Origin of the sequence: Cupriavidus sp. SK-3, assembly GCF_000611145.1 — a bacterium.
In the GTDB taxonomy this organism is placed as follows: Bacteria; Pseudomonadota; Gammaproteobacteria; order Burkholderiales; family Burkholderiaceae; genus Cupriavidus.
Map to the genome: position 1 here is coordinate 1 of NZ_JFJV02000225.1, position 25,740 is coordinate 25,740.

Consider the following 25,740-nt stretch of genomic DNA (forward strand, 5'->3'; position numbering starts at 1 on the left):
CCCGGCCCGCCGTAGCAGCGGCACCCGCGCCGCGCCGCGCCGCGCGCACGCCGGCCGCTGGCAGCCTCGCCGGGGCCAATGGTGACTGGGAATCCTTTTGAGTTCTGCCGCGCCGTCCTGGCGCGGAGTCGGGCAAGCCTGCCGGGGGCGGCTGCAAGGCGAAAGGCTTAGGCCTACAATAGCGCCCTTGTATACAAAAAACAGACAGGAGCGATGCCACCCGTTCGCGGCGGTATCGCACTCCGTGTCCCTCGCCGTGCGTTCTCTCTCCCGCCAGCCCATGCCCGCCGTCTCCCCGCCGTCCTCTCCGACGGCATCGGTTCCGCCATCCTCCCCCTGTCAGTCCGCAGCATCCCCGGCCCCCGGCACGGGGGAGGCTGGCAGCCACGGCCATGCAGCGTCCGGGCACCCTGCCGTGCCGCCGGTGCCGGTGATGCAGGTCATCTTCGGTCTGATGCTGGCCATCCTGCTGGGGGCGCTCGAGCAATCGATCGTCGCCGTGGTGCTGCCTGAGATCGCGTTGCAGCTCAACGGCTTCGAGGAGATGGCGTGGGTGGTTTCGGCCTACCTGGTGGCTTCGACGGTGGTGACGCCGATCTACGGCAAGCTGTCGGACGTGCTGGGGCGGCGCTCGGTGCTGTCGTTCGCCATCGTGCTGTTCCTGCTGGCCTCGGTGTTCTGCGCGCTGGCGCAGACCATGCCGCAGCTGATCGTCGCGCGCATCCTGCAGGGGCTGGGCGGCGGCGGCCTGATCTCGGTGTCGCAAGCCACCATCGCCGATGTGGTGCCGCTGCGCGACCGTGGCCGCTACCAGGGTTACGTGAGCGGCGTGTGGGCCGTGGCCAGCATGGCCGGCCCGGTGATCGGCGGCTACCTGGCGCACTACCTGTCGTGGCGCTGGATTTTCTGGATCAACCTGCCGCTGGCGCTGGTCGCGCTGGTGGTGGTCCGCCGCGCGCTCAAGCACCTGCCGGCGGGCGGGCGCCGCCATCGCATCGATTACCTTGGCGCACTGCTGTTCGGGGGCGGCCTGACCGGTGTGCTGGTGTTCCTGACCCGGCTCGGGCAGGGCCATTCGGCCGCGACGCCGCAGACCGTTGGCCTGCTGGCGGCAGGCCTGGCCGCCATGGCGCTGTTCGTGTGGCAGGAGCGGCGGGTCAGCGACCCGATGATCCCGCTGGCCATGCTGCGCGTGCCGACGGTCGCGATCTGCTGCATCACGCTGTTCCTGTGCTTTTTCCAGTTGATCGCCATGTCCGTGCTGCTGCCGCTGCGTTTCCAGGTGGTGGGCGGCGTGCAGGCCGACACGGCCGCGCTGCGGCTGGTGCCGTTGACGCTGGCCATCCCGTTCGGGGCGTTTTTCTCGGGCCGGCTGATGTCATGGAGCGGCCGCTACAAGCCGCTGCAACTGGTGGGCTCGCTGGTCGCGCCGCTGGCGATCGTGTCGCTGGCGTTCGTCGATCCGCATGCGGTCGTGCTGACCGGGCTGGTGATGGTGACGCTCGGGCTGGCCATCGGGCTGCAGTTGCCCAGCGGGCTGGTGGCCACCCAGAACGCCGTGCCCGCGCACCAGGTGGGCGTGGCCACGGCGCTGACCGCCTTCTCTCGCATGCTGGGCGGCGCGGTCGGCGTGGCGGTGCTGACCACGGTGCTGATCGCGCTGTTGCGCCGTGGCGGCATGGGCGTATCGGACCTGGGCGGCGGCGAAGACATCCTCATGAGCATGTTCCACCGTGCCATGACTGGCGGCGATGCGGCCGATGCGGGCGCGGTGCGCGCCGCCGCCGAAGCGGCGTTCCGCACCCTGTTCCTGCTGAGCGCCGCCGTGTCGCTGGTGGCGCCCTTCCTGGTGGCGCGCCTGCCGGAAACCGCTTTGCGCGGCAGCAAGAGCACCAGCGTGGCGGCGAGCATCGATTAATGCCGGGCCGCCGCCGGCGAGGTCAGGGCTGGGTCTGCGCGCCTGGCGCGCCTTTCCCCAGGAAGCCGAACTCAACCGGCGTCTTGGCGTAGAACACCTGGACGTCTTCCTCGGCCAGCCGGTCGAACAAACGCTGCACTTCCTCTTCCGTGGCAATCACGGTGATTTCTTCCGGCCGGTCAGCCAGTTCCAGGAAATGCCAGGTGTGAAAGCGGCGGTCATGGCCGATGCCCTCGGCCGCCACCGTGTGCGTGGCGCCGCGGATATGCAGGTCCCTCAGAACCTGCAGTAACCAGTGCGACAACTGCTTGCCGTGGTGACGCCGGTTCTCGATGGTGAACAGCGTGAGCTGGAAGCCTTGCACGATAACCTCCCGTGCGCGCTCCGCAACGGCGTCCGCGTGCCGCGACCGTGGCATGGACGGCAGTCGTGTCAGGGTGCTGTTTCCAGTTTAGGCCAGCCGCCGCGCGCAGCTTTGCGGGCGCACCGGACTTCACCGGCGCGGCCGTTTCCCTGATGCGCTGGCGAACCTGGGGATAACCCTAGTCTCTTCCTTTGTGGGGACGGGCTATATTTTCGTCCGTTTCAATGGAAGATCATTGTTTCTTTAGCGAAACAAAATATCTTCATTGCGGCATCACCAATACCCCAGACTCTTGAGCAGGCCTTCCGAAGTGCAATATCCGAAGAGTGAAGTAAAGGGCGCGTGCGCGATGCGCGGGATGGCGCTCGCGTGCCTGACGGTTGCCGGTCTGTGGCAAGGCGTTGTTCCGGCTGCGCGCGCCGCCGGGGCGGATGCGGCCAGCAGTTGCAGCGCACTGCGCATCGTCGTGCCATTCCCCGCGGCCGGCCCGGCAGACCTGCTGGCGCGCACGCTCGCGCAAGGCCTCCACCAGCGCCGCGGCGTCACGGTGGTGGTCGACAACAAGCCGGGCGCCAACGGCAATATCGGCATCGACGCCGTGCGCCGCGCCGCGGGCGACGGCTGCACGCTGCTGGTCGCGCCTGCCGGCAACCTGACCATCAATCCCACGCTGTTCCCCGCGCTTGCCTACAACGTGGAACGGGACTTCCGCCCGGTCTCGCTGCTGGCGAGTTCGCCCAATGTGCTGGCGGTACATCCCTCGGTGCGGGCCGGTTCGGTGCAGGAACTGGTGGCGCTGGCGAAGCGCGCCAATCCGCCGCTAGGCTATGCCAGCCCCGGCGTGGGCAGTGGCCTGCACCTGGCGGGCGAGCTGTTCCGCCAGCAGACGGGCATCGCATTGCTGCATGTCCCTTATAAGGGCACCACGCAGGCGCTTAACGATGTGGTCGGCGGGCAGGTGCCGATCCTGTTCGGCACGCTGCCCACGCTGGCGCCGTTTATCCGCTCCGGCGCATTGCGCGCGCTGGCCGTCACCCAGGCCGCGCGCTCTCCCGCGGCGCCCGCCATCCCGTCCCTGGCGGAGCAGGGCGTGCGTGGCCTCGAGGTCAGCTCCTGGTATGCGCTGCTGCTGCCGCGCTCCACCCCGGCGCCGGTGGCCGATGCGCTCCATGCCGACGTGCGCGCGGTCTTCGGCGGCAAGGCGGTCCGTGAAGAACTCGCGCGGCAAGGCATGGAGCCGGTCGCCGGCACGCCCGACGCGCTCGCCACGCGCATTCGCCAGGAAAGCGCGGGCTGGGCCGAACTGATCCGCACCCACGGCATCAAGGCCGAATAACGCACGCCGGCGCGCACGCGCATTGTCCGCGCCGGCATGTCTTCCCTGTCGTCCGCCACGGCCCCCGCCATTACTCCGGCGCTTCGTCCGCCACGGACCCTTCGGCATCCAGTGCCTTCATGTTCTCCAGCAGCTTGAGCAGGTAATGCAGCGTGTGCGTGATGTCGCCCGTTGAAAAATCGGTCAGCGCCCGCTCGTAGTAGTCCCGGATCTTGGGTTGCGCCAGCTTCAGCCAGACATGGCGCCCGGTCTCCGTCATGGTGACCAGACGCGAACGCCGGTCGCGCCCGTCTGGCGCCAGGCTCAGGTGGCCGTCGCGCTCCATGCGGCCCACCAGGCCGGACAGATTCTGCCGGCTGACCATCAGGTAGCGCGCCAGGTCCCCCACGCTCATGCCCTCGGCCGCCTGCGGCCGCGATAGGGCGCCCAGTACCGCCCACTGCTGCGTGGTCAGGCCTTCGGCCTCGACGGCTCTTGACCCCGTTTTATGCAACATATTTGCGCATTGATACAGGCGGAAGAACAACCTGTTTGCCATCTCCATGCGCGCCGCCGGGGCAAGATCATCATCAAAATCGGGGTTAACCATCATCACTTCCTGAAAAGTCGTACTTGCATTGGTCCAGCTGCCAGCCTAGTATATGTCAATATATTGACGTATTTAACCGCTGACGCGCGACGCTTAAGCCGCACGATAGCACCCTGGACCTGGAAGGAGAACACTGTGCAAAGACTCGAAGGCAAGACGGTCATCGTGACCGGTGGTGGTGGCGGCATCGGCGGGGCGACCTGCCGCCGCTTTGCGCGCGAAGGCGCTGCCGTGGCCGTGCTGGACCTGAATCCCGAAGCGGCAGGGCAGGTAGCCGCCCGGATCCGCGAAGAAGGCGGCCGGGCCGAGGCATTCCAGTGCGACATCACGGACCGCGCCAGCGTGGATGCCGCGGTTGCCGCCACCGTGAGCCAGCTCGGCCCGGTCGATGTCCTGGTCAACAACGCCGGCTGGGACGTGTTCAAGCCGTTCACCAAGACCGAACCGGCGCAATGGGAACGCCTGATCGCCATCAACCTGACCGGCGCGCTGCATATGCATCACGCCGTGCTGCCCGGCATGGTGGAGCGCAAGCGCGGGCGCATCGTCAACATTGCTTCCGACGCGGCGCGGGTGGGTTCGTCCGGCGAGGCCGTGTACGCCGCCTGCAAGGGCGGGCTGGTGTCGTTTTCCAAGACCATCGCGCGCGAGCACGCGCGCCACGGCATCACCGTCAACGTGGTGTGTCCCGGCCCGACCGACACCGCGCTGTTCGCCGACTACAAGCAAGGCGCCGGCAACCCGGAAAAGCTGATGGAAGCCTTCACCCGCTCCATCCCGCTAGGCCGCATTGGCCAGCCGGACGACCTGCCCGGCGCGATTGTGTTCTTTGCCAGCGACGACGCGGCCTTCATTACCGGCCAGGTACTGAGCGTGTCGGGCGGCCTGACCATGAACGGCTGAGCGCAGCCAGCATCCGGCACCCACCACGACAACGGAGACACACCATGCAATACGAAGACATCCTCTATGAAGTGCGCAACGGCGCGGCCTGGATCACCATCAACCGCCCGGAGAAGATGAACGCTTTCCGCGGGCGCACCTGTGACGAACTGATCCACGCGATCAATCGCGCCGGCTATGACCGCGCCATCGGCGCCATCGTGCTGGCCGGCGCCGGCGAGAAGGCCTTCTGCACCGGAGGCGACCAGTCCGCCCATGAAGGCCAGTACGATGGACGCGGCACCATCGGCCTGCCGATGGAAGAACTGCACAACGCCATCCGCGACGTGCCCAAGCCCGTGATCGCGCGCGTGCAGGGCTACGCCATCGGCGGGGGCAATGTGCTGTGCACGATCTGCGACTTCACCATCGCTTCCGACAAGGCCGTGTTCGGTCAGGTCGGCCCCAAGGTCGGCTCGGTCGATCCCGGCTACGGCACGGCGTTCCTGGCGCGTGTGGTGGGCGAGAAAAAAGCGCGCGAGATCTGGTACTTGTGCCGGCGCTATCCGGCCGCCGAAGCCCTTGCCATGGGGCTGGTCAACGCAGTCGTTCCGCATGAGCAACTCGATGCCGAGGTGCAGAAATGGTGCGACGAGATCATGGACAAGAGCCCGACCGCGCTGGCCATCGCCAAGCGCTCCTTCAATATGGACACCGCCCACCAGAGCGGCATCGCCGGCATGGGCATGTACGCGCTGAAGCTCTACTACGACACCGAGGAATCGCGCGAGGGCGTGACGGCCTTCCAGGAAAAGCGCAAGCCCGATTTCCGCAAGTACGCGAAGTAATCCGCCGTTGCTGGCACAAGCAACGCGGCCGCATGGCGCATCGCACAGGCGCGCCGTGCGGCAACACATCCTGGAGACGCCATGAACCCCTATCTCGATGAAGACCTGGTCGCGCTGGGCGACCACGCCCGCCGCTTCGCCACCGAACGCATCGCGCCCGGCTTCCTGGAGCGCGACCGCACCCGCGAGCTGGACCGCGAGCTGATGCGCGAAATGGGCCAGATGGGCTTTATCGCGCCCGAACTGCCCGAGCAATACGGTGGCCAGGGTTTGGGCTGTCTGGCCGCCGGCGTGATCCACGAAGAAGTGGCGCGCGCCGACCTGAGCCTTTCCTATATCAACCTGCTGGCCTCGCTGAACGGGCAGATCCTGGCACATCACGCGGCGCCGGAAATCGCCCGCCCGTGGCTGCAGCGCCTGACGCAAGGCGAAGCCCTGTTCGCGATCGCGCTGACCGAGCCGCGCGGCGGTTCCGATGCGGCCAACCTGCGCCTGCGCATGGAGCGCGATGGCGACCATTACGTGCTCAACGGCGAGAAGACCTCCATCTCCGCCGCCGACCAGGCGGACGCGGCGGTGGTGTTCGCGCGCAGCGGCTCCATCGAAGCGGGCGCGCGCGGCGTTTCGGCGCTGCTGGTGCCGATGGACCTGCCGGGCATCACCACCAACCGCTTCGACTGCCACGGCCAGCGCGCCATCGGGCGCGGCTCGATCTTCTTCGAGAATGTGCGCGTGCCGGTGAGCCATCTGCTCGGCAAGGAAGGCGAGGGCTTTGTGCAGGTGATGCAGGGCTTCGATTTTTCCCGCGCGCTGATCGGCTTGCAGGTGCTGGCGGTGGCGAAGGCGAGCCTGGGGGAAACCTGGGAATACGTGGCGGAGCGCCAGGCCTTCGGCAAGCCGCTGTCGGCCTTCCAGGGCGTCTCGCATCCGCTGGCGGACTACGAGACACAGGTAACGGCAGCGCGCCTGCTTTGCCTGCAGACACTCTGGATGAAAGACCACAACCTGCCGCACACCGCCGAAGCCGCGATGTGCAAGTGGTGGGCGCCCAAGCTGGCCTACGACGTGGTGCACCAGTGCCTGCTCTCGTTCGGCCACGGCGGCTATGACCGCGGCCCGATGGAGCAGCGCCTGCGCGATGTGCTGGGCTTCCAGATCGGCGACGGCACGGCCCAGATCATGAAGACCATCATCGCCCGCACGCACGCGGGCCGGGATGCGGTGCCCGCCTGACGGCGGCCCCCGCCGGGACCAGACCACGACAACAACGAGGAGACACGCCATGGAATTCGACGCCGTACTGCTGCCGCCGCGCCGCGCCGCCAGCATCGCGCAGGGCCTGTGGCCCGAGCGCACCATCAACGATGCGCTGGACGATTGCGTGGCCCGCTGCCCGGACAAGATCGCGCTGACCGCCGTGCAGGTGGAAAGCGGCGCGATCACCCGCCTGACGTATCGGGAGCTGGCCACCCGCGCCGAACGCATTGCCCTCGGCCTGGCGAGGCTCGGCGTCGGCCGTGACGACGTGGTGTCCTGCCAGTTGCCGAACTGGTGGGAGTTCACCGCGCTTTACCTGGCCTGCTCGCGCCTCGGCGCCGTGCTCAATCCGCTGATGCCGATCCTGCGCGAGCGCGAACTGTCGTTCATGCTGAGGCACGCGTGCAGCAAGGTGGCGGTGGTGCCAAAGCGGTTCCGTGGGTTTGACTACGAGGCGATGTTCGATGGCCTGCGCGAGGCGCTGCCGGACCTGCGGCACGTAGTGGTGATCGGCGGCAGCGGGCCCAATGCCTTCGAGACGCTATCGAGCGGGCCTGCCGGGGACGATGCCGGCGAGTTGCCGGCACGCTATCGTCCCGGCCCGGACGACGTCACCCAGCTGATCTACACCTCCGGTACCACCGGCGAGCCCAAGGGCGTGCTGCATTCGGCCAATACCCTGATGTCCAACATCGTTGCCTACGCGGGGCGCCTGCGCCTGGGCGCGGATGACGTGATCCTGATGGCGTCGCCGATGGCGCACCAGACCGGCTTTATGTACGGCCTGATGATGCCCGTCATGCTGGGGGCGAGCGTGGTGCTTCAGGACATCTGGGAGCCGCGCAAGGCGCTGGACCTGATCCGGCAGGAGGGCGTCAGCTTCACGATGGCCTCGACGCCGTTCCTCACCGACCTGGCCAGGACGGTGACGGAGACGGGCGATGCGGTGCCCACCCTGCGCGCATTCCTGTGCGCCGGCGCGCCCATCCCCGGCGCGCTGGTGGAGCACGCGCGCGCCGCGCTGGGCGCCAAGGTGGTCTCGGCATGGGGCATGACGGAAATGGGCGCCGTGACCACGACCCGGCTGGAAGACGACGATGAGCGGGCCATCCATACCGACGGCTGTCCGTTGCCGGGCGTCGAAGTCCGCGTGGCCGACGCGGCAGGCGCGGCGTTGCCGCCCGGCGCCACCGGCAGGCTGCTGGTGCGGTCCTGCTCCAACTTCGGCGGCTACCTGCGGCGGCCGCACCTGAACGACACCGACGCCGAGGGCTGGTTCGACACCGGCGACCTTGCACGCATCGATACCCGCGGTTATATCCGCATCGACGGGCGCAGCAAGGACGTCATCATCCGTGGCGGCGAGAACATCCCCGTGGTGGAGATCGAGACCCTGCTGTATCGCCACCCGGCTGTCGCGCAGGTGGCCATCGTGTCCTATCCCGACGAGCGGCTCGGCGAGCGCGCCTGTGCCTTCGTCGTGACCAGGCCGGGCCAGACGTTCGGCATGGCGGCGATGGTGGACTTCCTGAAGGCGCAGAAGATGGCCGCGCAATATATCCCCGAGCGGCTGGTGGTGCAGCCGGCGCTGCCCGCCACGCCGGCGGGCAAGATCCAGAAGTTCAGGCTGCGGGAGCAACTCCGCCAGGCGGGGAACCCGGAGGGCGAGTCCTATGCGCGCGGATAAGGGCGATGTCGCGATGGAAGAGAACCTGATCCTCGCCGAGATCACCGGCCGCGTCGGCGTGCTCCGGCTCAATCGCCCCAGGCAGATGAACGCCCTCAACGATGCGCTGATGGATGCGCTCGGCCGGGCGCTGCTGGCACTGGATGAGAACGACGGCATCGGTGCGATCGTGATCACCGGCAATGACAAGGCGTTCGCCGCCGGCGCCGACATCGCGGCGATGCGCGGCTGGGACTATATGGACGTGTTCAAGTCCAACTACATCACACGCAACTGGGAGACGCTGCGCGGCGTGCGCAAACCGGTGATCGCCGCGGTGGCCGGCTACGCTTTGGGCGGCGGCTGCGAACTGGCCATGGCCTGCGACATCCTCATCGCGGCGGACAATGCCGTGTTCGGCCTGCCGGAGCTGAAACTCGCGGTCATTCCCGGTGCCGGCGGCACCCAACGCCTGCCGCGTGCAATCTCCAAGGCGAAGGCCATGGACATGTGCATGACGGCGCGCAATATGGATGCGGCGGAGGCTGAGCGCAGCGGGCTGGTGTCGCGGGTGGTGGCAGCGGGCCGGCTGATGGATGAGGCGATGGCGGTGGCGCGGACCGTTGCGGGGTTCTCGTTGCCGTCGATGATGGCGGTGAAGGAGGCGATCAACCGTGCCTATGAGTCATCGCTGTCGGAGGGGATGCTGTTCGAGCGCAGGCAGTTGCATGCGCTGTTCGCCACGGAGGATTTGAAAGAGGGGATGAATGCGTTCCTGGAGCGGCGGGAGGCGGTGTTCCAGCATCGGTAGGCGCGGCAAGCGCGCCGCCGCCGCTCGTGATTCGCATTGTCAGCGCCGCGTTCCGGGTGCGCGAATTGCAGCGCGGAACGCGTAGCGTGTGGCGGCGCCAAGGGGTCATGCGCCGTAGTAGAAGGGGCTGCGCACGGCATCGATGCGGGGTTGGCCGTGCTCCATTGACATGTTGGCGGTCGCCTGCAGTTGCGCCTGCGCGTTTGCCGTGGCTCCGTTGGCTGATGCGGCGTCCTCCGCTTGCACCTTGGCTTCGGCCGCCTGGATGTCTTGCGGATAGTTCGCGTCGTCGCCGCGTCCCGGCTGGTAGCCCGCCTGTTCCAGCCGGATCAGGTCGGCACGGACTTCCGCGCGGCTGAGAGGCGCCTGCGCGCTTTGCGCGAAGGACAGGGCTGGCGCGGCCAGGGCGCAGGAGATCAGGACGGTGCGGATGAGTGCTTTCATGATGCGTTGCCTCTTTCGGTGGGATGGCCCGCTGCCGCCGGGGCCGTGGCGCTTTCATCGACAGGATGATGTGCCCAGTATTGGCTTTGGCCACTGACCCGAGCCTGACCATCTCATTACGGTTTCGTCATCGGGGCGCTCTGCCAGCCACCACCAAGTGCCTTGACCAGCATCACGCTCGCTATCAGTTGCCGCCGGTGCACCGTCTCGGCGGCCCGCTCGCTGGCAAGCGCGGTGCTCTCCAGCACGCTGACTTCCAGATAGGCCACCGCGCCCTTGCGGTAGCGGTCCAGCCCCAGCGCCAGCGCACGCTCGGACGCTTCGGCCGCCGCCTGCTGGCTGGTGGCTTCCTCCTGCAGCGCACGCAACGCGGCGAAGTTGTCCTCCACCTCCTGGAAGCCGCGCAGCACAGTGCCGCGATAGTCGGCGGCGCTGGCGTCGAACTGGGCGCGCGCGCTGTCGGCCACCGCCTGCCGGCGCCCGCCATCGAACAGCGTGGCGGCCAGCGCCGGGCCGATGGCCCAGAAGCGGCTTGGCGCGGTCAGCCAGCCGGCCAGGCTGGTGCTCTCCAGGCCGCCGCCCACGGCAAGCAGCAGGCTCGGGAAAAAGGCGGCGCGGGCCACGCCGATCTGGGCGTTCGCGGCCGCCACGCGGCGCTCGGCGGCGGCGATGTCGGGCCTGCGCTCCAGCAGTTGCGAGGGCAGCGCGGCCGGGATGGCGGGCAGCTCGGGCAGCGCCGCGGTGTCGGCCAGCGGCGGCAGCGAGAAGCGCGCGACGGGCTCGCCCAGCAGCGTGGCGATGGCATGCTCCAGTTGCGCGCGGTTCAGGCGCAGGTCCGCCAGTTGCGCCCTGGCGTTCTCGAGCTGGGCCCGGGCCTGCGCCACGTCGCCTTCCGTCGCGATGCCGCCACGGTAGCGGTTGCCGGCCAGTTCCAGCACCGTACCGTAGGCGTCCACGGTGCGCTGGAGCAGGTCGAGTTCCCGGTCGGCCGAGCGCAGGCCGAAGTAGTCGGCGGCCAGTTCGGCCTGCAGGCCGAGGCGCACGGCCGCTACGTCGTCGGCGCTGGCCTGGGCGCGCGCCTCGGCTGCATCCACGCCATTGCCGATGCGGCCCCACAGGTCGGGCTCCCAGGTGGCTGTCAGGCCCAGCAGGTGGTTGGGTTCAGTCTTGCCGGCCAGCGAGCGGCCGACCACATTCGCCGAGGTATGGCTGCTGCTGATACTCGCCCCGGCGCTAAGGGTAGGAAAGTACGCGGCATGCGCGGCCCTGGCCTGGGCGCGCGCATCCTGCAGCAGGGCCACCGCCTTGTGCAGCGTCTGGCTGGAAACATCGATGCGTGCTTCGAGCGTGTCGAGCCGTGCATCGGCATATACGCGCCACCACTCCGGCGCGATGCCCGGCGGGCCGCCCGGCTGCGCGGCGCTGGCGCCGGCTTCCTTGTAGGCAGCCGGCGTGTCCACGGCGGGCGGCTGGTAGGGTGGAGCGGTGGCGCAGCCGGCCAGCAGCGCGGCCATGGCCATGGCCATGGCAATGGTGATGGCCAGTCTCGTTGCGTTGCGCCTGGTCTTGGGGAAACGGACGGGGGTGTGTTGTGCATGCATGCCGGGCCTACCTTGCCTTGCCGGCCAGCCTGACCACATCGCCCGCCAGCAAGCCGTCGCCGGGATTGACCACCACTTGCTCGCCGCCCCGCAGGCCTTCGGTGATTTCCACATGGGAGCCGAAGTCGCGCCCGATCGTCACGGTCCGGATTGCCAGCTTGCCGTCCGCGCCAACCACGGCCACGCAGGTGCCCTGCGCCCGGAACATCAGCGTATTGGCCGGCAGGTCCATGCCGGCCCGTGTCCGAGGCGCGCTCAGGTGCGCCTCGGCATAGGCCCCGGGCAAGATCCGGCCGCCGGCGTTGTCCACGTCCAGTTCCACGCGCAGGCTGCGCGTGACGTGATCGATGGCGCCGGCGTTGCGCGCCACGGTGGCGGGAAAACGCTGCCCGGGGAACTGCGGCAACGTCAGCCACGCCTGCATCTGCGGGCCGACGATGCCGCTGGCGTCCTGCGGCACCTGCACGTACACGCGCAGCCGCTCGCCAGCGGAAAGGTGGAATAGTTCGCGGCCGGGTCCACCGGCGCTGCCGGCATCGATCAGCGCGCCGGTGTCCACATTGCGCGCTGTCACCACGCCGTCGAAGGGGGAGCGGATCTGCGTGTACGAGGCCAGTTGCGCCAGGCGCGCCGTGTTGGAGCGCGCCGAGGCCAGCGTGGCGGCCTTGGCTTGCATGTCGGCCACTTTCTGGTCGGTGTCCTGCTGGGCCACCGAGCGCGATTTGAGCAGGTCCTGCCAGCGCTCCGCCGTGCTCCTGGCCAGCGCGTAGTTGGCCGCGGCGATGGCTTCGTCGGCGCGCGCCTGGCGTAGCTGGTCGCTCACCTCGGGGGCATCGATCTCCGCCAGCAACTGGCCTTGCCTGACCGGCGTGCCGATGTCGGCGTACCAGCGGCGCAGGTAGCCGTTCACGCGCGCATAGACCGGTGCGTCCTGGAAGGCGCGCACATCGCCTGGCAAGGTCAGTTCCTGAACCGCTGGTGCGCTGGCGGGCCGTACCGTGGAAACCACCGTGGCCGTCGCTTCGGCGCTGTGAACGGCCAGCGCGGCCTTGGCGTGCAGCCTGGGCACGATGCCGGCGGCCAGCGCCGCGCCGAGCAAAGCCAGCGCCAGCAGGCTGGCGCGTATGCGGCGCACCCTGGCGGTGCCGGTGGCGGACGATAAGTTGGCAGTGGGTGAAGCCTGGGGAGCGGGGAGAGTCATGCCGGACCTTTCTGTTCGAAGCTGAGGGCGGGGCGCGGTGCAAGGGCGGAGGTGGGAGCGCGAGCGGCAAGCCAGCGGTGCAGCAGCGCGAACAGGGTCGGCACCAGTACCAGGGTGGCGACGGTGCCGCAGGCCAGGCCGCCGATCACGGCGCGGCCCAGCGGCGCGTTCTGCGCGCCGGCATCGCCGGCGCCGAGGGCCATCGGGATCATGCCGATCAACATTGCCAGCGCGGTCATCACCACCGGGCGGAAGCGCCCGATGCCGGCTTGCAGCGCGGCGTCGAAGGGCGACGCGCCTCCCGCGCGCAGTTCGCGCGCCAGGCTGATCACCAGGATGCTGTTGGCGGTGGCGATGCCGATGCACATGATGGCGCCGGTCAGCGCCGGCACGCTGACGGTGGTGCGGGTGATAAAAAGCATCCACGCCATGCCTGCCAGCGCGCCCGGCAGTCCGCCGATGATGGCCAGCGGGTCGAGCCAGGACTGGAAGTTCACCACCATCAGCAGGTACACCAGCACCACCGCGATCGCCAGGCCGCCGAGCAGGCCTGCGAAGGACGCGCGCATGGTCTGCACCTGGCCGCGCACGACCAGCTCGGACCCAGGCGGCAGTGTCTTGCGCGCGGTATCGACGAGGCGCCCGAGGTCGCCTGCCACCGCGCCAAGGTCGCGCCCGCGCACCGAGCCGAAGATGTCGATCACCGGCTGCACGTTGTAGTGCGACACCACGCCCTGCTGGTTCGAGCGCGCCACGCTGCCCAGCGAGCCGAGCAGGTCGCCGCCGGCGCCATCGGCGGTGGTGCCCGGGCCAGCGCCAAGGCCAAGCGGAATGTTCGAGAGCGACTGCAGAGAAGCCATCGCGTACTGCGGCACCGACACCATCAGCGGATAGCTCACGCCGTTGCGCGGGTTCAGCCAGAAGTTGGGCGAAGTCTGGCTGCTGCCGGATAGCGAGATCAGCAGGTTCTGCGCCACTTCGCGCTGCGATAGCCCCGCCTGCAGCGCGCGGGTGCGGTCCACCTGCACCGTCAGCGCAGGCTGGTCGTCGGGTTGCTGGATATGCACATCCGCCAGGCCAGGCACCGCGCGCAACTGGCCAGCCAGCTTCTGCGCCACCTCGCGATTGGCTGCCAGCTGGCTGCCCACCACCTGGATATCGATCGGCGCCGGCAACCCGAAATTCAGGATCTGGCTGACAATGTCCGCCGGCAGGAAGGAAAAGCTCACGCCGGGAAACGCCGTGGGCAGCAGACTGCGAAGCCGGTCCACATAGTCCGCGGTAGCGCCGTGGCCTGGTTTCAGCGAGATCAGTATCTCGGCATCGGCCGAGCCGATCGGCAGCGCGGAGTCGTAGGTGAGGTTGATGCCGCTGACAGGCAGGCCGATGTTGTCGATGATGCCGGCCACGTGGTCCGGGCCGATGGCGGCGCGGATGCGGCTTTCCACCTCGTCGGCGATGCGCGCGGTTTCCTCGATGCGGGTGCCGGTCCGGGCACGCATATGCAGGCGGATCTCGCCGCTGTCCACGCTCGGGAAGAAGTCCTGCCCGAGAAATGGCACCAGCGCCATCGAGGCCGCGCAGCAGGCCAGGAACGCAGCGGCAAGCCGCCGGGGATGCCGCAACGCTGCCGCCAGCGAGGCAGCGTAGCGTGCGCGCACCACTTCGAAAGCGCGTTCGAAGCGTGACTGCAAGCGCGCGCAGGCGCGGCGCAGGCGGCCCGGCGTGCGCGTTTTTGCCGCGTCACCGGCCGCCTCGCCAGCCTCGCCGCGCATCAGGTAATGCGCGAGCGTGGGAATCAGCGTGCGCGAGAAGAAATAGGACGCCGCCATGGCAAACACCACCGCCTCGGCCATCGGCACGAACAAATAGCGCGCCACGCCGGTGAGCAGGAACATCGGCAGGAATACGATGCAGATCGATAGCGTGGAAACCAGGGTGGGCACGGCAATCTGTGCCGACCCCTCAAGAATGGCCTGCTCCAGCGGCTGGCCCATCTCGCGGTGGTGCGTGATGTTCTCGATCGCCACGGTGGCGTCATCCACCAGCACGCCCACCGCCAGCGCCAGTCCGCCCAGCGTCATGATATTCAGCGTCTCGCCAAGCGCGGAGAGCGCCATCAGCGCGGCCAGTACCGACAGCGGGATAGAGATCGCGATGATCAGCGTGGCACGCCAGCTGCCCAGGAACAGCAGGATCATCAGCGCGGTGAGGCAGGCGGCGATGAGCGCCTCGTGCAGCACGCCATGGATCGCCGAGGTGACAAAGACCGACTGGTCCGACACCGGCTGCACCCGCAGCGAAGGCGGCAGGCCGGCCATGATGCGGGGCAACATCGCCTTGACCTGCGCAATGATGGACAGCGTGGAGGTATTGCCGCTTTTCTCGATCTCCAGCAGCGCGGCGCGCTTGCCGTCGCGGCGTACCACGTTGGTCTGAGGCGCGTAGCCGTCGCGCACGTGGGCCACGTCGCGCACATAGACGGTGCCGCCGGGGCCGCTCCTGACCGGCAGGTCGTTGAGGCCGGCCACGGTGGGCGTGCTGCCGTTCAGGTCCACCCGATACTCCAGCGCGCCGATCTTTGCGGTGCCGCCCGGCAGCACCAGGTTCTGCGCATTGATGGCGTTGACCACATCGAGCGGCGCCAGGCCGCGTGCCTGCAGCGCGCGCGTATCGAGATCCACCATCACCTGGCGCACCTTGCCGCCGTAAGGCAGCGGCACCGAGGCGCCCTGCACGGTGGCCAGTTGGGTGCGGATGAAGTTGTTGCCGAGGTCGTAGAGCTGCTGCTCGGGCAACTGGTCGCTGGCCAGTGCCAGCCGCAGGATCGGTACCGTGGAGGCGCTGTAGCTCAGGATCAGCGGCGGCGTGGTGCCTGGCGGCATATTGCGCAGCATCGATTGGGCGCCGGACGAGGTCTCGGCAATGGCGCGGTTGATGTCCGCGCCCGGGTGGAAGAAGATCTTGATCACCGCCACGCCGCTGAGCGATTGCGACTCGATATGTTCGATATCGTCCACGCTGTTGGTCAGCGAACGCTCGTAGCCGGTGACGATGCGCCGGGCCATGTCCTCGGCGGACAGGCCGTTGTAGGTCCACACCACGCTGACCACCGGGATATCGATGGCCGGAAAGATATCGGTGGGCGTGCGTAGCAGCACCAGCGGGCCGGCCAGCAGCAGGCACAATGCCAGCACCACGAAGGTATAGGGACGGCTCAGCGCGAGCCTGACGATCCACATTGCGGGGTCTCCGGAGTGATGGAAGAACGGGGCGCGGCGCGCCCTCTGGGCGGTCCGGCGGAAACACTCGACGGGCGGATTCTAGAAAGGGCAGGGGGCGTGGAACGCTGTCGAATCCATTACGGATTTGTCATTCAAGTCCGGCGCGGCCAGGGCTATCATCCGGCATGTGCAAGGCGCCGCAGCATGCCTTGCCGGCACTGGTTAGACGAGGACGATCATGAGAATTCTGGTGGTGGAGGACGAGCCCAAGACTGGCGAATACCTGCGCAAGGGACTCACGGAGTCTTCCTTCGTGGCCGACCTGGCCGTGACCGGCGCCGACGGCCTGCACCAGGCGCTGGAAGGCAGCTACGACCTGGTCATCCTGGACGTCATGCTGCCCGGCATGAACGGCTGGGAAGTGCTCAAGCGGCTGCGCGAGCACAAGGACACGCCGGTGCTGTTCCTGACAGCGCGCGACGAGGTGGAGGATCGCGTGCGTGGCCTGGAACTGGGCGGCGACGACTATCTCGCCAAGCCGTTCGCCTTCGTCGAGTTGCTGGCACGGGTACGCACGCTGCTGCGGCGCGGACCGGTGCGGGAAGCCGACCGGATCGAAATCGAAGACCTTGAGATCGACCTGATCCGCCACCGCGTGACGCGTGCCGGACAGCGCATCGATCTGACACCGCGCGAGTTCTCGCTGCTGCATTTCCTCGCGCGGCGGCACAGCGAGGTGCTCAGCCGTACCCAGATCGCCTCGCATGTGTGGGATATGAACTTCGATAGCGACACCAATGTGGTGGACGTTGCGGTGCGCCGCCTGCGGGCCAAGATGGACGACGACTTCCAGCCCAAGCTGATCCATACCGTACGCGGCATGGGCTATGTGCTGGAGCGCCGGCAGCCCTGATGCGCAGGCTTTCTCTCACTACCCGCCTGGCGCTCGCCTTTGGCCTGGTCGCCGCGATCGTGTTCGGCGGCGCGGGCGCCTACCTCTATCGTGCGCTCGCCATGCAGGTGATCGAGCGCGACGATGCCGAACTGCTGCGCAAGGCGGCACGCGTGCGCAATGAACTGGCGGAAATGGACCCTGGCGCCGCCGGAGCGTGGAGGGAAGTCGCCAGCGTGGTGTCCGGCAACGACGAGTTCGCGCTGGTGGTGCACGCATCCGACGGTACCGTGCTGGTATCCGCCAATACCGGGAAGGACGCGCCGCCCGCCTTGATGCCTCTCGCCGCGGATGCGCCGTTCGACACCGCGTCGATACACACCTGGACCACGCAGCAGGGCTACTCTGCGCACGGCATCAAGGCCTTGCTGCGCACGGGCGCCGCCTCCACCTCCGCCGCCGCCTCCACCTCCGCCTCCGCCGCCGCCGCCGCCGCCGCTTCCACCGCCACGCCGGCGCAGACGTTCACCCTCTACCAGACCGCCATCTCCCGCACCATCATGCTGCGTGCCTACCGCGCCAAGCTGTTGCTGGCCGGGCTGCTTGGCACGCTGTCGGTGGCCGCGCTCGGCTACCTGGTGGTGCGTGCCGGTATGGAGCCACTGCGGCGCATCGCCGCCGGCGCCTCGTCGGTCACCGTGCGGCGTCTGGCGCTGCCGGTGGATCCGGAGCAATTGCCGCCCGAACTGGAGGAGCTGGCCGCGGCCTTGCAGCAGATGATGGACCGGCTGCGCGACGGCTTCGAGCGGCTTTCGCAGTTTTCGGCCGACCTGGCGCACGATTTCCGCACGCCCATCAGCAACCTGCTGGGACAGAGCCAGGTCGCGCTGGCGAGCGAACGCAGCGCCGACGAGTACCAGGCCCTGCTGGCCTCCAATATCGAGGAATACGAGAGGCTCGCCCGCATGATCGAGAACATGCTGTTTCTCGCGCGGGCAGAGAACGCCCGCGTGGCCGTCAAGCCGGCGCGGCTGGATCTGGCGCGCGAGCTGGGCGCGCTATCGGATTACTTCGAGGGGCTGGCCGAGGCACGCGGGGTGGTGATCGCGGTGGACGGCGGCGGCGCCGTGCAGGCCGATCCGCTGCTGCTGCGACGCGCGGTCAGCAACCTGGTGGCCAACGCGATCCGCTACACACCCGCGGGACAGACTGTGGTGCTGGCGGCGCGTTCCTCCCCGGGAGGCAGCAGCATCGAAGTGCGCAACCCTGGCGCCGGCATCGCGCCGGAACACCTGGCCAAACTGTTCGACCGTTTCTTCCGCGGCGATCCCGCTCGCGCCAACTCAGGAGAGTCGGCAGGCATCGGTCTCGCCATTGTGAAGTCGATCATGGACTTGCACCACGGCAGCGTCGAGGTGGAGTCGGAGGTCGGGGGCACCACGGTGTTCAGGCTGTTTTTTCCTGCAGGCATTGCCGATTCCGCGCCGGTTAGGCAATACGCGTGATGTTGCGGCCTGTGCTCCTGGTATGCCCGCTTCCCGCCAGCCTCGAAGCGTGAAACATGGTCACCCCAATAAATTCGCACCAGCCGCAAAAAAAACTATTCAAAAATCAAAAAGCTTGTTGTAGAATTCGGCCTCCGTTTCGCAGAGTAGTAGCAAGTCGCAAGAAACGGAGCTTGTTCCCCGATAGCTCAGTTGGTAGAGCGCCGGACTGTTAATCCGTAGGTCCCTGGTTCGAGCCCAGGTCGGGGAGCCAAAAAGCGGGAGTAGCTCAGTTGGTAGAGCGCAACCTTGCCAAGGTTGAGGTCGCGAGTTCGAGCCTCGTCTCCCGCTCCAAAATGGCAAAATTTACCCGCTAGGGTATCGTGAGAGCGCCCGCATCAGGTCGCCTCCCAGACGAGAGAGTGCCAGAACCTCCCGTAGCTGCCAACATTCCATCTGCTACAGATACGAATCCAAATCCCGCATCTCGTCGATATCGGGGTGGACATACTTCATCGTCGTATTGAGACTCGTATGTCCAAGCTGAAGCTGAACAAGCTTCGGGTTCTTCGTCACTCGCATCGATTTCGTTCCGGTCGTATGGCGGAAGCGATGGCAGGATGCAACTATCCCATGTGTATTCCTGAGCTCGGCGAAGACGTCACGCAGATTCCATTCGCCCATGGCTTCTTGAGGGTCAGTCCGTTTCGCCCGAGTTCGAAACGGGCCGACATTGAAGACCTTCCCGGTTGGCTTCGTTCCGCCGAGGCGCTTGCAGTATATTTTTCGATACGTTCCCAACTCGGAGAGTAAGGATTGGGGTACGGGGATGTCGTAGGATCGCCGGGTCTTGCTGGTTTCGGATCTGAGGTGAGTTGTGGGATTCTGCCAAGTAGAATTCTAGATGTGTAGGGGAAAAATACGGGCAAAGTTTCGGCGGCACCTATCGCCGCGCGAAGGCTTGCTCTAGCTGCCGAGCGCGCTGCATCTCGTCGTGGTGCAGATTGATCGAGGTGGCGGTGATCGACGCATAGCGCATGCGGCGTGGCCCGTTGAAAAAAAACCGGCGCTAGGAATTTCCCTCTTCCTGCAGTGCCTTGGCGATCAACGTAACGGCCGGGGATGCCTCCGTATCCTGATGGGTGATGAAAACCATCCGGCCGGAGCCAAATGGCGTGTGCAGGCGTACCTTGTGCACCATCGACATCGCGCTGTAGTGCTGCACGGCGCTGTCCGGCGCAATAGCCAGAAAATCACTCGTGGCCACCATCGACAAGCTGCTATGGAATGAGATCGATTCGATATGCGGTACCGGTGGCAACTGGCCGTTGTCGAGAAATGGCTGTTCGAATATCTCCCGGGTGTGGGTGCCGCGCGGTGGCAGTATCCATGGGCTTTCGCGCAACGCCGACAGGCTCACGTCGCGGTGTCTGGCCAGCGGATGGTGTGGAGCGCATGCAATTGCCAGGTGCTCGTCCCACAGCGGCGTGATGTTCAGCCGTTCCTGCGACTGCTCGGGGTGACCGGATTCCAGCCGCCCGACCACGCAGTCGAGCTCTCCCCTGGCGAGCATGCCGAGCAGTCCGCTAACAGTGTGTTCCCGCACCTGCAGGCGCGGCAGGATGCCTTGCCGGCTTAGTGAGGCGACCAGCCTCGGCAACACGTTGACCCCGACCAGCGGCAGTACCCCCATTCTGACCAGCGGGATTTCCGGCCGCTCCGCCAGCGCTTCACTGGCGGCATCCAGCGCGCCTAGCGCAATGCGCAGGCGCTCGAGGGCGCGTTCACCAGCCGGGCTCAGGCGGCCGCCGCGAGTGGTGCGTTCGATCAGCGTGCAGCCGAAGGCCTGTTCCAGTTCCTGGAGCATCTTGGTTACCGCCGGCTGGCTGATGTGCATCACCTCGGCGGCGGCGGTCAGCGAACCCGTGCGCGCCACCAGGTCCAGCAGCCGCAGATGACGGATACGCAGGCGGTCGACCCGATTGGGAGGGGCGGTGGGCGAAGCAGCCACGTGCGCGAGGGAAGCCTTTGCCATAACCAATCTTGATGGATTCATAATAACTGGATAATTGTCTCGAATGGTTGAGCGGCGCGACAATAGGGCGAAACCATAAAGGAGACCTGATATGTCTGCATCCACCCGCTGCGCGCGTCGCCTGATACTGAGGACCCTGCTGATGCTGCCCATCGTTGCAGCATCCAGTATGCCGGCCTCCGCACTTGCCGCAGACAGCTATCCCAGTCGCCCAATCCGGCTGGTGGTTCCCTACGCCGCCGGCGGTGGCCCCGATATCCAGGCGCGCAAGCTCGCCGAGGTGCTGGGCAGGGAGCTGGGCCAACCTATCGTAGTCGAGAACAAAGTTGGTGCAGCGGGGATTCTTGCCGCCGAATCCGTGGCGCAGCAACCAGCGGATGGCTATACCTTGCTGCTGGGCGCCTCCACCCACATCGCGCAAAAGCTCTTGCAGCCGGGGGTCAAGTTCGATCCTGCTGCATTCACCCATGTGACCCGCATTGGCGTCAGCCCGGCCGTGCTCGTCGTGGGCACCAACTCCCCGTATCGCAAGGTGGCCGACCTGGTGGCCGCCGCGCGGCGCTCTCCCGGCTTGCTCAACTATGCATCGGGCGGCATCGGCTCGGCTGCGCATATCTCCGGCGCGGCGTTTGCGTCGGCGACCGGCATCAAAGCGGTTCATATCCCCTACAAGGGTTCGGTGGAAATCGTGCCGTCGCTGATCAAGGGCGACACGCAGTTCGGCTTTCCCGTGGCTACCACAGCGATGCCGCAGATCGCCAATGGCAAGGTGCGGGCGCTTGCAGTCACCTCGGCGCAGCGGATACCCACGCTGCCCCAGGTACCAACTTTAAATGAGGTGCTCGGCCGTACCGATCTGACGCTGGACTCATGGAGCGGCATCTGGGCTCCGGCGAACCTGCCTAAGCCTTTGGTGGCGCGTTTGCATGCCGCCATGCTCAAGGCGCTCGCGGATCCCGGGCTGCACCGCTTCTATGCCGAGACGGGGGCGTTCATCGACCCGAGCCGGACGCCGGAGGACTTCTCCCGCCTGATCGCCGAGGAAACCGCCAGGATGCGGCAGGTAATCGACAAAAACCGCATTACGATCGAATGAGGCCGCCATGCCAATTACGTCCGCTACTCCGCCTACCAAGGCATTTACCCCGCTCGCCGGCATCAGCATTCTCGATTTCTCGCACGTCATCGCCGGCCCTTTCGCCACGTTCTTGCTGTCCCAGCTCGGGGCCGATGTAATCAAGGTTGAAAACGCCAACGGCGGCGACGTCATGCGTCGCGCCGGCGGGGGCCGAGAGAGCTTTGTCGCGCTGAACGCGGGCAAGTCTTCGCTTGCCCTCGACCTTTGCAGCGAGGACGGACGGCAGCAGGCGCGGAAGCTGGCCGCCTCATGCAATGTCTTTGTCGATAACCTGCGGCCCGGCGTGCTCGAACGCTTCGGCCTGGGCTTCGAGGCGGTGCGCGAACTCAACCCCCGCGTCGTCTACTGCAGCATCTCCGGCTTCGGGCGCGGCGCGACAGAATGGGAGAACCGCCCCGCCTACGATCATGTGGTGCAGGCCGCTACCGGCATGGCATTTATGGCGGGCAACGAGGGCGATCCGCCGATCAAGACCGGCTTCCCGGTGATCGATTCCGCCACAGGGTTGCTCGCCGCCTTTGCCATCCTCGCCGGCGTACGCGAGAGCGAGCATACCGGGCACGGCATGCTGCTCGATATCTCCATGGCCAGCGCCGGCATGCAATTGATGTATCCCTTAACCTGCGCAGCGCTCACGCGCGGCACCACGCCTCCCCGGCAGGGGAACCAGGGCTACTCGGGCAGCCCCTCCGCCGACTTCTTCCGCACGCGGGATGGTTGGCTCGCCATCGGCGCGAACACGCCACGGCAACTGCTGGCATTGTTGGAGGTGCTGGGCCTTGATTATCTTGCAAGGGATCCCGCCTTGTTCAATCCGCCGCTGGACGGCGGTGATTTGCCTGCCTTCGTGCGCTCGCTGGACCCGGCGGCGCTGAAGGATGCGCTGTCCGCGGTTCTGGCCGATGCCAATGCCACGGAGCTGGAGGTGCGGCTCAACGCCTGTGGAATCCCGGCCTCGCGCTTGCGCAATATTGCCGAGTTTGCTGCCGAATCCATGGAAAACGGCAGCATCGAAACCGTCGAGCTGCGCGACGGCGAGACCACAGTGGTGTCGCCGGGACTTGGCTTTCGGGTACACACCGGCGCCTAGCACTTCCCCTTTTGGCCGCAAGCGGATCGCTGTCTCGGCGTGTTTGTGCACGCTGCGCATGCATGCGCTCGTCTTTCCACCTGGCCCCACGTCTATTCAAACGGATCTCCCATGACATACATGCTACGCCTGTGTGCCACTGCCGCCCTGCTGGCGGCCGGCGCGAACTGCCTCGCCGCCGACAGGATCGGCAACGCCGCCGAGAACAACCTTGATGTGCCAAGTGAGCGGGGCATCATGGTGGGCTTCCCGCCAGCGCCGGAAAACCTCATTACGCTGCAAAATCAAGGCGCCCCGCGTTTCGTGCGCTGGAGCATCATGCATAGCGCGAGCAACTTCCCGACTGCGCGCGTGTCGCGCGGCACGAACGCCATTTCGCCGCTCCCGCAGGGAAGGCCGCTGGACGTGGAGAGCATCCAAACGCACGACGACAACGGCAACCCGATTTCGATGCGCGAGTTCTACCGGCGCACCGGATTGGATGCGATGCTCGTCCTGTACCAGGGGCGCGTCGTATTCGAACGCTATCTCGGCGACATGCGGCCCACCACACTGCACGGCATGTTCTCCTGCACCAAGAGTCTGGTCGGCACGCTGGCGGCGACGCTGGCATACGAAGGCAAGCTCGATCTGAGCGCACCGGCCAAGCGTTACGTGCCGGAGCTGGCTGCGTCTGCATTGGGCGGTGCCACGCTGCAGCAACTGCTGGATATGCGTGCCAATTATCGCTTTGGAGACGATATCCACCAGAGTGGATCGGTGCAGCGCATTTTTCACCAGGCGCTCGGTGTCATGCCCCGGCCGAAGGACTACAACGGGCCGGACGGTGCCTATGCCTTGCTGATGAGCGCGCAACCGGCGGGAGAGCATGGTACTGGACCGTTCCGCTACGACAACGGCAGTACTCAGGCATTGGGCTGGGTCATGCAGCGCGCCACAGGCAAGAGCATGTCGCAGCTGTTCAGTGAGCGCTTCTGGTCGCCGCTAGGCGCGGAGCAGGACGCCGACATGGTGCTCGATGTGAAGAAGGCGGAGTGGACCGCGGCTGGCATGAGTGCGAACCTGCGCGACCTCGCACGCTTCGGCGAAATGATGCGTCTGGATGGTGTCTTCAACGGCAAGCACATCGTGCCCAGCGAAATCGTGGCTGACATTCGCAAGGGCGGCGACAAGGCAGCGTTCGCGGCGAGCCCGTCTGGCCCGAGCCGGCCGGGAGGGTCATACCACAACCAATGGTGGATCAACCACGACGCCTACGACTCCTACAACTGCGCTGGCCATTATGGGCAACGCGTGTGGATTGCCCCCAAGGGCGAGGCAGTGATTGTACAGCTCTCGACCGATTTGGGCGAAGCCAGCGCACAAGAGCCGCTCCGGCAACGGACCTATCGGGCCATTGTCGAGGCATTGAGGCGCACGGCTGGCAACCCCGCCACACGCTGAACGGCCTGCTGCGATTTTTCCACTACACAAGAACAACCATGAGGAGACGATGAACATGAAGAGAGCGCTGTTCTCACTCGCAGCCTTCTGCGCCGGCACGGCAACAGCACAGGCTCAATCGAGCTTGGTGCTGTATGGCGTCGCGGATGCCAATATCGAGTACGTGACCAATATGTCCCGTACTACTCCGCTCCAGCCGGGATTCCCCAGCCAAGCAGGAAACAGGTTCGCCCTCAACTCTGGCGGGCTATCCGGTTCGCGCTGGGGCTTGCGCGGCCTGGAAGACCTCGGGCAAGGCCTCAAAGCCGTGTACGTACTGGAGAGCGGCTTTGGTGTGGATGACGGCAAGCTGACGGGAGGAGGCCGGCTGTTTGGCCGGCAGGCATACGTTGGCTTGCAGAGCGAACAGATTGGCCGCTTCACCTTTGGTCGGCAGTACACCGCGATCTTCGATGCCTTCGCCAACTTCTCACCAACCCGATACGGCTCGCAGTATGAGCCCATCGTGGCCCAGCTCGGGCTGGACTATCGTTCAGACAACACTGCCAAGTACACGGGCAATTTCGGGCCTGTCACTGCGTCCGCGCATTGGTCGTTCGGCAATGGCGTGGCCGGCGCGGGCGAGGTCCCCGGCCAGTTCCGCCGCGATACCGGTTATGGCGGATCATTGACATATTTGGCCCGTGCCTTCGGCGCGGCGCTGGCCTATGGCCAGTTCAATCCGACGCTCACCACAGCAGGTGGCACTGGCACCTTCAGGAAGGCCGGAGCGGCTGTCAGCTATGCTGTCGGGCCAGCAAAGATCATGGGTGGCTACCGGTGGGGGAAAAACGAAGGCGTTGGCGGCGCCACGGTGCTACGAGACGACTACTACTGGATCGGTGCCAACTACGATGCCACCTCGGCGCTTGGCCTCACAATGGCCTACTATTACGACAACGTACGGAGCCTGGCCGGCCAGAACATCAAGAATCCCTGGCAGGTTTCGTTTATCGCCAACTACAAGCTGTCCGCGCGCACGGACATGTACCTGACCACGGCCTACACGAAGAATGCAGGGCTGAACTTTGATACCTCTGCGATCAGCTTTGCCAATGGCTACTTCCCTGGTGCCGGCAAGGACAATATGCTGGGGGCCGCCGTGGGCGTGCGCCACAAGTTTTGATCGGCGGGATGAATAGGTATCGAGGCCTATTCATCCTCTTTCTGTCTGCGCCGGGAATCGGAAGTCTCCGCTCTGAGAACGGCACTGTGGAACGCCACAGGACGTGGCATTCTTGCCGTGTTCCCCATTTCCACGGCCGGGCAGGCGACGGCGCAAATCGCGACCACTTGGGGGTCGCTTGAGAAAAACGGAAATATTGCATGCTAAGTCATGTGAACCCTGGCCGAGCGCCGGTTATCGAATGGCGAAGGCATGATTCATCTGGCGTACCCGCTTGACCTCGTCGCTTTGCAAATAGATCAAATGTGCTGCAGCACATTTAATCTATTACCGGCCGAAAGGTTTTATGCGC

General features: G+C 66.4%; 21 protein-coding genes and 2 tRNA genes. 15 read left to right on the forward strand and 8 right to left on the reverse strand.

Annotated elements, in window-relative coordinates; translation table 11 throughout:
- Positions 1–433: 433 nt before the first annotated feature.
- Complete coding sequence (locus CF70_RS22765) at positions 434–1,918, forward strand: MDR family MFS transporter (RefSeq protein WP_081862301.1); 1,485 nt, start codon at positions 434–436, stop codon at positions 1,916–1,918.
- Between the two features lie 22 nt (positions 1,919–1,940).
- Here the strand turns inward: CF70_RS22765 and CF70_RS22770 are convergent, their stop codons facing one another.
- A complete protein-coding gene (locus tag CF70_RS22770; RefSeq protein WP_035870156.1) occupies positions 1,941–2,282 on the reverse strand; it encodes a DUF190 domain-containing protein in 342 nt (113 codons plus the stop codon).
- 358 nt (positions 2,283–2,640) lie between these two features.
- On the opposite strand from CF70_RS22770, the gene CF70_RS22775 reads away from it, so the two are divergent.
- Complete coding sequence (locus CF70_RS22775) at positions 2,641–3,618, forward strand: tripartite tricarboxylate transporter substrate binding protein (protein WP_235185168.1); 978 nt, start codon at positions 2,641–2,643, stop codon at positions 3,616–3,618.
- Between the two features lie 70 nt (positions 3,619–3,688).
- Here the strand turns inward: CF70_RS22775 and CF70_RS22780 are convergent, their stop codons facing one another.
- Positions 3,689–4,207 carry a MarR family winged helix-turn-helix transcriptional regulator gene (locus CF70_RS22780; RefSeq protein ID WP_152561885.1) on the reverse strand — a complete coding sequence of 173 codons (519 nt, stop codon included), beginning with the start codon at positions 4,205–4,207 and terminating at the stop codon, positions 3,689–3,691.
- Between the two features lie 135 nt (positions 4,208–4,342).
- On the opposite strand from CF70_RS22780, the gene badH reads away from it, so the two are divergent.
- From badH to CF70_RS22805, 5 genes are all read left to right on the forward strand, one after another.
- Positions 4,343–5,110, forward strand: a complete 768-nt coding sequence (badH, locus tag CF70_RS22785; RefSeq protein ID WP_035870131.1) for a 2-hydroxycyclohexanecarboxyl-CoA dehydrogenase — start codon at positions 4,343–4,345, stop codon at positions 5,108–5,110.
- A 44-nt stretch (positions 5,111–5,154) separates the two neighbouring features.
- Entirely contained in the window at positions 5,155–5,937 is a 783-nt protein-coding gene (gene badI, locus CF70_RS22790) for a 2-ketocyclohexanecarboxyl-CoA hydrolase (RefSeq protein ID WP_035870133.1), read from the forward strand.
- A gap of 81 nt (positions 5,938–6,018) precedes the next feature.
- Complete coding sequence (aliB, locus tag CF70_RS22795) at positions 6,019–7,170, forward strand: cyclohexanecarboxyl-CoA dehydrogenase (protein ID WP_035870136.1); 1,152 nt, start codon at positions 6,019–6,021, stop codon at positions 7,168–7,170.
- 49 nt (positions 7,171–7,219) lie between these two features.
- Positions 7,220–8,881, forward strand: coding sequence for a cyclohexanecarboxylate-CoA ligase (gene aliA, locus CF70_RS22800; RefSeq protein WP_035870140.1), 1,662 nt, complete (start codon positions 7,220–7,222; stop codon positions 8,879–8,881).
- A gap of 13 nt (positions 8,882–8,894) precedes the next feature.
- The gene (locus tag CF70_RS22805) at positions 8,895–9,671 is read left to right on the forward strand and encodes an enoyl-CoA hydratase (RefSeq protein ID WP_035870158.1); all 777 of its coding nucleotides are present in this window, start codon (positions 8,895–8,897) and stop codon (positions 9,669–9,671) included.
- A 105-nt stretch (positions 9,672–9,776) separates the two neighbouring features.
- Here CF70_RS22805 and CF70_RS22810 read toward each other — a convergent pair whose 3' ends face one another.
- From CF70_RS22810 to CF70_RS22825, 4 genes are all read right to left on the reverse strand, one after another.
- Positions 9,777–10,115: a DUF4148 domain-containing protein gene (locus tag CF70_RS22810; RefSeq protein WP_035870144.1), complete on the reverse strand. Its 339-nt coding sequence runs from the start codon at positions 10,113–10,115 to the stop codon at positions 9,777–9,779.
- Positions 10,116–10,231: 116 nt separating this feature from the next.
- Positions 10,232–11,716 carry an efflux transporter outer membrane subunit gene (locus CF70_RS22815; protein ID WP_051648810.1) on the reverse strand — a complete coding sequence of 495 codons (1,485 nt, stop codon included), beginning with the start codon at positions 11,714–11,716 and terminating at the stop codon, positions 10,232–10,234.
- 7 nt (positions 11,717–11,723) lie between these two features.
- The gene (locus CF70_RS22820) at positions 11,724–12,917 is read right to left on the reverse strand and encodes an efflux RND transporter periplasmic adaptor subunit (RefSeq protein ID WP_035870146.1); all 1,194 of its coding nucleotides are present in this window, start codon (positions 12,915–12,917) and stop codon (positions 11,724–11,726) included.
- Positions 12,914–16,159: an efflux RND transporter permease subunit gene (locus CF70_RS22825; protein WP_035870150.1), complete on the reverse strand. Its 3,246-nt coding sequence runs from the start codon at positions 16,157–16,159 to the stop codon at positions 12,914–12,916. The genes CF70_RS22820 and CF70_RS22825 overlap by 4 nt, the downstream gene beginning before the upstream one ends.
- 220 nt (positions 16,160–16,379) lie before the next feature.
- Here CF70_RS22825 and CF70_RS22830 point away from each other — a divergent pair, with 220 nt between their 5' ends.
- The 4 genes from CF70_RS22830 (at position 16,380) to CF70_RS22845 (ending at position 18,871) form a co-directional block, all read left to right on the forward strand.
- A complete protein-coding gene (locus CF70_RS22830) occupies positions 16,380–17,054 on the forward strand; it encodes a heavy metal response regulator transcription factor (protein ID WP_035870151.1) in 675 nt (224 codons plus the stop codon).
- On the forward strand, positions 17,054–18,538 hold the full coding sequence (locus CF70_RS22835) for a heavy metal sensor histidine kinase (RefSeq protein ID WP_051648813.1): 1,485 nt from the start codon (positions 17,054–17,056) through the stop codon (positions 18,536–18,538). Before CF70_RS22830 ends, CF70_RS22835 begins: the two co-directional genes overlap by 1 nt.
- Before the next feature lie 177 nt (positions 18,539–18,715).
- A tRNA-Asn gene (locus CF70_RS22840) sits at positions 18,716–18,791 on the forward strand.
- Positions 18,792–18,795: 4 nt separating this feature from the next.
- A tRNA-Gly gene (locus CF70_RS22845) sits at positions 18,796–18,871 on the forward strand.
- Between the two features lie 105 nt (positions 18,872–18,976).
- Here CF70_RS22845 and CF70_RS39055 read toward each other — a convergent pair.
- Together CF70_RS39055 and CF70_RS22850 are read right to left on the reverse strand one after the other, a co-directional pair.
- Positions 18,977–19,318, reverse strand: coding sequence for a tyrosine-type recombinase/integrase (locus tag CF70_RS39055; RefSeq protein ID WP_081862299.1), 342 nt, complete (start codon positions 19,316–19,318; stop codon positions 18,977–18,979).
- Between the two features lie 268 nt (positions 19,319–19,586).
- Positions 19,587–20,552 carry a LysR family transcriptional regulator gene (locus tag CF70_RS22850; protein ID WP_035870155.1) on the reverse strand — a complete coding sequence of 322 codons (966 nt, stop codon included), beginning with the start codon at positions 20,550–20,552 and terminating at the stop codon, positions 19,587–19,589.
- A gap of 91 nt (positions 20,553–20,643) precedes the next feature.
- Between CF70_RS22850 and CF70_RS22855 the strand changes: the two genes are divergently transcribed.
- The 4 genes from CF70_RS22855 to CF70_RS22870 all read left to right on the forward strand — a co-directional run bounded on the left by CF70_RS22855 (position 20,644) and on the right by CF70_RS22870 (position 25,388).
- Positions 20,644–21,648, forward strand: a complete 1,005-nt coding sequence (locus CF70_RS22855) for a Bug family tripartite tricarboxylate transporter substrate binding protein (RefSeq protein WP_081862300.1) — start codon at positions 20,644–20,646, stop codon at positions 21,646–21,648.
- Between the two features lie 7 nt (positions 21,649–21,655).
- Complete coding sequence (locus CF70_RS22860) at positions 21,656–22,780, forward strand: CoA transferase (RefSeq protein ID WP_051648814.1); 1,125 nt, start codon at positions 21,656–21,658, stop codon at positions 22,778–22,780.
- Between the two features lie 111 nt (positions 22,781–22,891).
- Positions 22,892–24,223, forward strand: a complete 1,332-nt coding sequence (locus CF70_RS22865) for a serine hydrolase domain-containing protein (protein ID WP_051648816.1) — start codon at positions 22,892–22,894, stop codon at positions 24,221–24,223.
- Positions 24,224–24,278: 55 nt separating this feature from the next.
- A complete protein-coding gene (locus CF70_RS22870; RefSeq protein WP_035870167.1) occupies positions 24,279–25,388 on the forward strand; it encodes a porin in 1,110 nt (369 codons plus the stop codon).
- Positions 25,389–25,740 lie beyond the last annotated feature (352 nt).